The 8,766-nt window shown below is 64.6% G+C and carries 9 protein-coding genes; 1 reads left to right on the forward strand and 8 read right to left on the reverse strand.

The window, feature by feature from the left end; all coding sequences use genetic code 11:
* From EOA75_RS23885 to EOA75_RS23910, 6 genes are all read right to left on the reverse strand, one after another.
* Window positions 1-429: AMP-binding protein (locus EOA75_RS23885; RefSeq protein ID WP_164747525.1), on the reverse strand; the 429-nt coding region annotated here is incomplete at its 3' end.
* Between the two features lie 50 nt (window positions 430-479).
* Complete coding sequence (gene ggt / locus EOA75_RS23890; protein WP_127325327.1) at window positions 480-2,066, reverse strand: gamma-glutamyltransferase; 1,587 nt, start codon at window positions 2,064-2,066, stop codon at window positions 480-482.
* Window positions 2,067-2,090: 24 nt separating this feature from the next.
* A complete protein-coding gene (locus EOA75_RS23895) occupies window positions 2,091-2,891 on the reverse strand; it encodes an ABC transporter permease (protein WP_127325328.1) in 801 nt (266 codons plus the stop codon).
* Entirely contained in the window at window positions 2,888-3,811 is a 924-nt protein-coding gene (locus tag EOA75_RS23900; RefSeq protein ID WP_067327791.1) for an ABC transporter permease, read from the reverse strand. The genes EOA75_RS23895 and EOA75_RS23900 overlap by 4 nt, the downstream gene beginning before the upstream one ends.
* Window positions 3,808-4,890 (reverse strand): ABC transporter ATP-binding protein, encoded by a 1,083-nt coding sequence (locus EOA75_RS23905; RefSeq protein WP_127325330.1) that lies wholly within the window; start codon window positions 4,888-4,890, stop codon window positions 3,808-3,810. Before EOA75_RS23905 ends, EOA75_RS23900 begins: the two co-directional genes overlap by 4 nt.
* A 76-nt stretch (window positions 4,891-4,966) precedes the next feature.
* Complete coding sequence (locus tag EOA75_RS23910; protein ID WP_067327790.1) at window positions 4,967-6,007, reverse strand: ABC transporter substrate-binding protein; 1,041 nt, start codon at window positions 6,005-6,007, stop codon at window positions 4,967-4,969.
* Window positions 6,008-6,233: 226 nt separating this feature from the next.
* Between EOA75_RS23910 and EOA75_RS23915 the strand changes: the two genes are divergently transcribed.
* A complete protein-coding gene (locus tag EOA75_RS23915; RefSeq protein ID WP_066988885.1) occupies window positions 6,234-6,935 on the forward strand; it encodes a GntR family transcriptional regulator in 702 nt (233 codons plus the stop codon).
* Window positions 6,936-6,944: 9 nt separating this feature from the next.
* On the opposite strand, the gene EOA75_RS23920 is transcribed toward EOA75_RS23915, so the two are convergent.
* Window positions 6,945-8,030, reverse strand: coding sequence for an ABC transporter ATP-binding protein (locus tag EOA75_RS23920; protein WP_127325329.1), 1,086 nt, complete (start codon window positions 8,028-8,030; stop codon window positions 6,945-6,947).
* The gene (locus EOA75_RS23925; RefSeq protein ID WP_066988889.1) at window positions 8,020-8,622 is read right to left on the reverse strand and encodes a cupin domain-containing protein; all 603 of its coding nucleotides are present in this window, start codon (window positions 8,620-8,622) and stop codon (window positions 8,020-8,022) included. The genes EOA75_RS23920 and EOA75_RS23925 overlap by 11 nt, the downstream gene beginning before the upstream one ends.
* Window positions 8,623-8,766 lie beyond the last annotated feature (144 nt).

Genomic DNA, 8,766 nt, shown 5'->3' on the forward strand with positions numbered 1-8,766 from the left:
GATGGTGAAGAGGCCGGCCGGCGCGCCTTCAGGCACCACCAGCCGCAGCACAGGAATGGCGAGGCGTTCGGCAACTTCGACCGACGGTCCTTGCTCGTCCTTGCCGACAAGGATCGCCTTGACGCCGATGTCCCTCAGATAGAAATCGAGCTCGTCGGTCCGGTAGGCCGGATTGAGCGGCGCGGTGGACGCGGCGGCGGCGACCGCGATGAAGGCCGTTGCCATCTCCGGGCCGTTCGGCAGCACGATGGCAACGCGGTCGCCACGGCCGATGCCGAGCGTGTTGAGCCGAGTCACGGTCTCTTGGATCAGACGCCGCAGCCCCCCATGCGAGAGGACTGTTCGGTCGGGCGCGGCGATGGCTGGCGCATCTTCGGCGCCGGGCGCGAGGCGATGAGCAAGATCAAAGGGGTTTTCGCTTGTTGTCATGGTTCCAGACTATGTTTCGAACGATCGGCCGATGTCCAGCAGAGGGCTGCTCAGTATCCGAGCGCCAAGCCGTCCTTGCGCGGATCGGAGGCGCCGGTCAGCGTGCCTTTTTCCCAATCGATGAGCACCGCCTGCCCGCCGCCGAGCGGATGGTCTGGCTCGACAACACGATGGCCGCGGCGGCGCAGGCCTTCGACCGTATCGGGACGCACGCTTCGCTCGGCTTCCACGACGTCGTGATTGTAAAAGACGCGCGGCGCATCCAAGGCCTGCTGCGGATCCATGCCGAAGTCGATCATGTTGGTCAAAAGATGGACATGGCCGAAGGGCTGATAGCCGCCGCCCATGACGCCGAAGGGCATCACGGCACGGCCGTCCCTCACCATCATGCCCGGCATGATCGTGTGCATCGGCCGCTTGCCCGGCGCTATTGCGTTCGGATGCTTCGGATCGAGCCGGAACGAAGTGCCGCGGTTCTGCAGCACGACGCCGGTCTTCGGACCGACGACGCCGCTGCCGAAGGAATAATAGGTCGAGTTGATGAAGCTCACCGCGTTCCGGTCGCGGTCGACGACGGTGATGTAGACCGTGTCGCTGCCCGGCAAATCGACGCGCGGCAAATGCGTCATGGCGCGTTCCCGGTCGATCTCGGCGCGCAGCCGGTCGGCATAGGCGATGGAGAGGAGTTCCTTCACCGGCACCGCAACGTGATCCTGATCCGCGAGCAGATTGTCGCGGTCTCGATATGCCAGCCGGCCGGCCTCGATCTCCAGATGCAGGCGCTCTGCGCCATTCGGTTCAAGCGCGCCGAGATCGAAGCCTGAGAGCACGTTCAGCATCAATAGCGCGGTCAGGCCCTGATTGTTCGGCGGCATCTGGTGGATGTCATGACCGCGATAGGAGGTGCTGACCGGCGTCTTGTAGTCGCCTTTCGTCGCGGCGAAATCGTCCAGCGTATGAAGGCCGCCGAGTTGGCGAAGCCGACCGACGATGTCTTCCGCAACAGCGCCTTCGTAGAAACCGGCGCGGCCGCGCTTAGCGATGATGCGCAGCGTTTCCGCCAGTTCCGGCTGGCGATGCACATCACCGGGCTTTGGCGGCTTGCCGCCCGGGAGGAAAATGCGCGCCGCCACTTCGTCGGCCGACAGGTCGGTTTCCGGATCCTCCCAGTCGGAGGCGACGCGGTCGTGTACGACGTAGCCTTGTTCGGCGTAATGGATGGCGGGAGCGAGCGCTTCGGCTATGCCCTTTCGGCCATGGTCTTCCAACAGCCGACACCAGGCGTCGACAGCGCCGGGAATGGTGACCGCGTGCGCGCCCTGCTTCGGCAGCTCGCTGAAACCTCTCTCCAGATACCAGTCGACCGTAGCGGCCTGGGGCGCGCGGCCGGAGCCGTTGAAGGCGATCACATTGCCTTCTCCCTTCGGGCAGTAGAGCACGAAGCAGTCGCCGCCGATACCGGTCGATTGCGGCTCGACAACCGCCTGCACGGCCGCGGCGCAGACGGCCGCATCCATGGCGTTGCCGCCGGACCGCAACATGTCGATGGCGGCAAGTGTGGCGAGCGGATGCGAGGTCGCGGCCATGGCTTCGGTGGCGCGGACCGGCGAGCGGCCTGGAAACTGGAAATCACGCATTCTGTTCGAGGTATCCCTGTATTCTCAACGTCCGCGGCCGAAAAGCTGGGCGGCGGACAACAAGACGATCGATAGCACGATCAGGCAAGTCGAAATGGCGGCAATCGTCGGATCGATCTGGTCGCGCAATGCATTGAACATGCGGCGCGTCAGCGTCGTGGTCTCACCGCCCGAGATGAAGAGCGACACCACCACCTCGTCGAAGGAGGTGATGAAGGCAAAGAGCGCGCCCGAGACGATCGAGAAGCGCAACTGCGGCATGGTCACCTGGAAAAAGGCCGCGAAGCGGCCGGCGCCAAGGCTGCGCGCCACCATCTCCTGGTTCATGTCGTAAGAGCGCAGCCTCGACAGGACGGTGAGCACGACCAGCGGCAACGCCTGGACGGTGTGGGCGATGACGAGGCCGGTCAGCGTGTTGTTGAGGCCAATGCGGGCATAGAGAAAGAAAGTGCCGATGCCGATCAGGATGACCGGAATGATCAGCGACGCCGTGAGCAGCGCATTGATGGCGCCGGTCAGCCTGAGCGTGCCGGCGTTGATGGCATAGGCAGCTGCGGTGCCGAGCGGCGTCGCCACGATCGCGGTCATCACCGCCACCTTCACCGAGACGATGGTGGCGTCGCGCCATTCGACGGAACCGAAATAGCTCTCATACCAGCGCAGCGACCATTGCTCGGGCGGGAACTGCAGCAGCGTCGAGCCGGAGAAGGACATGATGACAATAATCACCGAGGGCGCGATCAAAAACAGCATGACGAGGCCGCCCAGCAGATAGAGCCAGAGGCGTTGCCAATGCGTTATAGGCAGGCTGCTTTCGGCGCTCATCGCTGGCTCCAAACGCCGGTGGCGCGCGCGCCGAGCAGCCACTGGAAGAAGCCGAGCAGCGCCAGCGTGACGGCAAGCAGCACGACGCCGAGCGCAGCTCCCGCGCCCCAGTTCGAGTAGAGGCTGGTCGCCTGCTCCATGCGCATCGCCCACATGATGACCTTGCCGCCGCCCATCAGCGCCGGCGTGACGAAAAAGCCGAGGCAAAGCACGAAGACGATGACCACGCCGGAGGCGAGGCCCGGCAGCGACAGCGGGAAAAAGATCTGCCGGAAGGTGGCGGCGGGGCTGGCGCCGAGATTCATGCCGGCGCGCAGGCAGTCGACATCGATGGTCTTCATCGAAGCATAGAGCGGTAGCACCAGGAAGGGCAGCATGATGTGGGTCATGCCGATGACGACGCCGGCAAAATTGTTGGCGAGCGGCAGCGGCTGGGCGATCACGCCGAGATCGATCAGCCAATTGTTGATCAGCCCCTTGCGCTGCAGGATGACCAGCCAGGCATAGGTGCGCACCAGCACCGAGGTCCAGAACGGCAGGATGACGAAGATCAGGCAGATCGAGGCGGCGCGGCGCGGCAGTTGCGACAGCATATAGGCCAGCGGGTAGCCGAACAGCACGCAGGCGCCGGTGACAACAAAGGCAACCTTGAAGGTGGTCGCGAAGGTCTTGATGTAGGACGCCTGCTCGAAGAAGCGCGCGTAATTGGCGAGGCTGAGCTGGCCGCTCTCGTCGAACAACGACAACCAGAACAGCCAGCCGATCGGTACGATGATGACGGCGAATACCAGGAACAGCCCGGGCGACAGCAGCGCCAGAAGCCCCAGCGCCTGGCGCCTGGCATCCGAGCGCAATGCCCAGGCGTTGAGTTCCCCGTCCTGCCCGACGGCGTGACCAAGACTGGCGGACCCGACGCTCATTGATCCGACACCAGCACGACGTCCTGGGCATCGATGCCGAGCGCGATCGGCTCGCCCGGCGCCGGCAGCTTCGCCAGCACGTCGCTGCGACAATAGTCGCGCAGCGTCACCTGGCGGCCGTCGCGAAGCGTCGCATAGCAGATGAAGCTGTCGCCCTGATAGATGACATCGCCGACCGTTGCCGGCAGCGCGTTGACGGGACGTGCCTGATCCGCGTCGGCGAGCAGCCGCAATTTCTCCGGCCGCACCACCATCAAGCGCCGACCGGCGGACGGCGCCGGGTCATTCATGCGCAGCTTCCGATCCTCATACCAGACGCTGCCGTTGCGGCATTCGACCGGGATGAAATTGGATTCGCCGATGAAGCCGGCGACGAACTTCGTCTTAGGCCGGGCGTAGAGCACCTCGGGCTGGTCGATCTGCTCGATGCGTCCGGCATTCATGACCGCGATGCGATCGGACATGGTGATCGCCTCGCGCTGGTCATGCGTGACGTAGACCGTCGTCATGCCGAGCCGCCGATGCAGGTTGCGCAATTCGATCTGCATGTGCTCGCGTAAGCCTTTGTCGAGCGCCGACAGCGGCTCGTCCATCAGCACGATGCGCGGCTCGAAGACGATGGCGCGGGCCAAAGCCACGCGCTGGCGCTGGCCGCCCGAAAGCTGGTCGACGCGGCGCTCGCCGAGACCTTTCAGCTGCACCAGGTCCAGCGCCCGCTCGACACGCTCGGCCGTTTCCGCCGCCGATACGCGCCGCTGCTTCAGCGGAAAGGCGATGTTGTGGAAGACGTTCATATGCGGGAACAGCGCATAGTTCTGGAACACCATGCCGATGTTGCGCTTGTGTGGCGGCATGGTGATGATCTCCTCGCCGCCGACCGTGATCGAGCCGGCATTGGCCCGCACAAAGCCGGCCAGGATCATCAGCAGCGTGGTCTTTCCCGACCCCGACGGACCGAGCAGCGTCAGGAATTCACCGGCCGCGACATCGAGGCTGAGATCGCTCAGGATGGAGAGCGCGCCGAAGCGCTTCTCGATACCGTGGATGCCGATGGGAAGCGCTGTCGGCGCAAGAGACAAGAGCATCTCCTTCAACTCCGGATCATTGATAGCGCGGCGGAGCAGCGCCTCGTCGCGCCGCTCCGCCGCGCAGTCGTTATTGCTGGATCAGGTTGTTGAACTTCTCCGTCGCCTCGACGAGGTTGTCGCGCCAGAACTCGGGATCCTGAAGCACCTGCTTCTTGACGTTGTCGGGCGCGGAGTTGATGTCCTTGATGCGCTCCTGCGGGATCTTGCCGGTCTCGAAGGCCTTCTCGTTGGCCGGGCCGTTGTCGACATAGAGCGGCAGATTGGCCTGGAGGTCGGGGCTGACGAACTTGGCCAGCGCTTTCATCGCGAGGTCCTTGTTCTTCGAGCCCTTCGGGATGACCATGCAGTCGGCGGTAAGCACACCCTGGTCGAAGGAGAAGCTGACAGGTGCGCCTTCCTTCCTCAGGGTGCCGGCGCGGCCGTTCCAGATGCTCGCCATATCGACCTCACCGTCCTTGACGAGTTGCATGGCCTGCGCGCCCGAGGTCCACCAAGCGTCGATGTGACCCTTGACCTTGTCGACGGATTGCAGCGCGCCGTCGATGTCGACCGGATAGACCTTGTCGATCGGAGTGCCTTTGGCGAGCGCCGCGACGCTCAGTGTCTCCGTCGCCTGGCTGCCGGAGAGCGCCCGCCGGCCCGGGAATTTTTCCACGTCCCAGAAATCGGCCCAGGTCTTCGGTCCCTTGTCGCCGAAAACATCGGTTCGGTAGATCAGCACGACGGACGTGTAAGAGATGCCAACCCAGTCGTCATGGACGAGCTTCGGGTTGATGCCGCTCTTGTCGATGACGTTGTAGTCGAGCTTTTCGAACAGGCCCTCCTTGGAACCGCGCGCGCATTCGTCGGCGCCAAGCTCGGTGATGTCCCATTTCACCGCATTGCCGGTGACCTGCAGGCGCACGTCGTCGAGGCCGTTGGTGGTGTCCTGCTTGATGGTGATGCCGAGCTCCTTGGCCGTCGGATCGAAGAAGGCCTTGGTCTGTGCCTCCTGATAGGTGCCGCCCCATGAGGCGACGGTGATGGTGTCGGCGGCCGAGGCCGGAACGGCGGCCGAGGCCAGCAGGCCGGCTACGGCCAGACCGTGAATGCAAAGTCTCTTCGTCATTTTCGCTTCTCCAACCGGTGTTCCCATTATCGTTGATTTGGTATGCGAATTTGTATACAATTTTGAGTGTAATTCTCCGGAAGCCGATGTCAACATGTGCCGAGCGTATTTTGGGCGGCGATGAGTTGAGGCTTCGGGTCGGGAGCGTTTGACACGGCCCTGTTTCAAGCAGGAGCCAAAAGGCACTAGACTGCGAATCCGTGACTGACCGTTGGAGGCGGGACGCTTGAGCAAGGAGAGAAAGAACACGCTGCGCGATTCGGTGTTCGAGAAGCTGAAGGCGTTGATCATCACCGGCCAGATCCCGCCAGGCGGCCGCGTGACCGAGAACGAGATCGCCGAGCGCCTGAAGGTGAGCCGCACGCCGGTGCGCGAAGCCTTCAACCGTCTCGAGCGCGACGGCCTGGTGATCGGACGTCCGCGCCAGGGCTATATCGTTGCCGAGTTCAACCTGACCATGTTCCGCGAGGCCTTCGACATTCGCGAGCTGCTCGACGGGCGCGCGACCGAGCTGGCGGCGGCGAACGCGACCGCCGCCGACAAGGCGCGGCTGCGCGACATGCTCGCCGAATGCGAACGGCTGGCGGCAATCCCCGACCGCAGCACACGAGAGAAATTTGAGGAGCTGCAGGTCGGCATCGATCTGCACCGGGTGATCGCCGAGATCAGCGGCAACGAGATGCTGCACGGCATGCTTTGCGGCATCCTCGACAAATGCCAGCAATATGTGTGGACCGAGCTTCTGTGGCTGGACGAGTGGAAGCTCACCCGCGAGGAGCATACGGGCATCGTCGACGCGATCTGCGCCGGTGATGTCGCTTTGGCCGGCGAGCGCGCTCGCGCGCATGTGCGCGGCTCGCGCGAGAACATCCTGCGCCTGCTGCAGGCCAAGTCCGATTATCAGGGCTTTTTCGCCAAGGCTTCGTGAGGCCGGCGATCAGTTCGAGAGCACAGGGCAGTTGGCGCCACGCCGCAGGCTGACGTGCGCTACGTCGCCGATGCTGAATCGAAAACCGTCGGCGCGGCGTGGAGCATCGATGACAATTGCAGTCCCCTGCCCCAGTTCGGCGTGAAGGCGCAACGTGCGACCGTGGAAGACGATGCCACTCACCCGCGCCGGCGCGGTGCCTTCGGCGGCCTCGCTGGCCGCCACAAGATCCTCCGGACGAACGCCGATGGTGCGTGCGTCGCCAACAGCCGGTATCTCGCCGGTCTCCGGTATGGCCACCAGCGGCAGCTCGCCGGCGGTAAAGCGCAGCCGCTCGCCGTCGCGCCCGACAAAGCGTGACTGCAGAAGATTCATGGTGCCGATGAAGGAGGCGACGAACCGCGTCGCCGGACGGTCGTAAAGCGTCGCGGGCGGCGCGATCTGCTCGATGCGGCCTTTGTTCATGACGACGATGCGGTCGGAAATCGACAGCGCCTCGGTCTGGTCGTGCGTGACCATGACGAAGGTGGTGCCGAGCCGGGACTGCAGTCGCTTGAGCTCGACCTGCATCTGCTCACGCAGATGCGCGTCGAGCGCCGACAGCGGCTCGTCGAGCAAGAGCACACGCGGCTCGCAGACGATGGCGCGGGCAAGCGCGACGCGCTGGCGCTGACCGCCCGACAGTTCGGAGATGCGGGCGCGCAGCTTGTCGGCTAGGCCGACCATGTCAAGCGCCTGACCGACGCGCTTGGCCTGCTCGGTGCCGGACAGTTTGCGCAGCGAGAGGCCGAAGCCGACATTCGCCGCGACGTCCATATGCGGGAACAGCGCATAGTCCTGAAAGACGGTGTTGACCGGACGGTCGAAGGGCCTCAGACCGGTGATGTCACCGCCTTCGAGCAGCACGTTGCCGCTGGTCGGGCTCTCGAAGCCGGCGATGACGCGCAGGCTCGTCGTCTTGCCGCAGCCTGAGGGGCCGAGCAGGGTCAGGAACTCGCCCGCCGCAATGTCGAGATCGACCGCATCGAGCCCGACCACGCCGCCCGGGAAGACCTTCGAGACGTTCTCTAGACGAACGAGCGCGTCAGGCGCCATCGCGCACCTCGGAGGGTTTTGTCGTGTTGACCCACAGGATCTGGCAGCGCTCGGCGCCCGGATTGCGGAAGGCATGCAGCAGCGTGCTCTTGAAGCCAAAGCTGTCGCCGGCCTTCAGCACATAGGCCGTGGCGTCAACCACCAGCTCGACCTCGCCCGTCATCACGAAGCCGAATTCGTGGCCGGCATGGGCATAAGCTTCGGCGGTGCCGCCGCCGGCCTCGACCGTCACCAGCATTCCGGTGAGTGTGGCGGCGGGCGGCGAGAGCAGCGCCTTGGCGATGCCCTCGGACTTGACCGGGATTGCGCGCCGCTTGTCGGCGCGCACGCAATAGAGGTCGTTGACCGCTTCATCGCCGTCGGCGATCAGGGCCGAGGGCTCGATGTCGAGGGCGGCGGCCAGCGGCCAGATCACCTTGACGCGCAGGGAGGACATGCCGCGCTCGATCTGGCTGAGCGCGCCGATCGATATGCCGGCCTTGGCGGCGAGCTCGGCCAGCGACAGCTTGCGCTCGAGCCTCAGCGCCCGCACGCGCCGGCCGACACGCACGTCGGCATCGTCCTTCGGTTTTGCTTCGTCAACAATGTCCATCAAATAGTCCTTGTTGTCTTTCCACCGGTGCGGCGCAGCGCCGCCAGGCCCCCCCTTCCCCCCTTGTGGGAGAAGGTGTCGCCGAAGGCGACGGATGAGGGGTGCTCCAGCGAAGTGAGACGTCGGCGTTCCCTGGATCACCCC

Origin of the sequence: Mesorhizobium sp. M1A.F.Ca.IN.022.07.1.1 (assembly GCF_003997575.1) — a bacterium.
Classification (GTDB): Bacteria; Pseudomonadota; Alphaproteobacteria; order Rhizobiales; family Rhizobiaceae; genus Mesorhizobium.

Coding starts and splice junctions, on each gene's coding strand:
- ggt (WP_127325327.1), bottom strand. CDS start 2,066: ATGCGTGATTTCCAGTTTCCAGGCCGCTCGCCGGTCCGCGCCACCGAA.
- EOA75_RS23895 (WP_127325328.1), bottom strand. CDS start 2,891: ATGAGCGCCGAAAGCAGCCTGCCTATAACGCATTGGCAACGCCTCTGG.
- EOA75_RS23900 (WP_067327791.1), bottom strand. CDS start 3,811: ATGAGCGTCGGGTCCGCCAGTCTTGGTCACGCCGTCGGGCAGGACGGG.
- EOA75_RS23910 (WP_067327790.1), bottom strand. CDS start 6,007: ATGACGAAGAGACTTTGCATTCACGGTCTGGCCGTAGCCGGCCTGCTG.
- EOA75_RS23920 (WP_127325329.1), bottom strand. CDS start 8,030: ATGGCGCCTGACGCGCTCGTTCGTCTAGAGAACGTCTCGAAGGTCTTC.
- EOA75_RS23925 (WP_066988889.1), bottom strand. CDS start 8,622: ATGGACATTGTTGACGAAGCAAAACCGAAGGACGATGCCGACGTGCGT.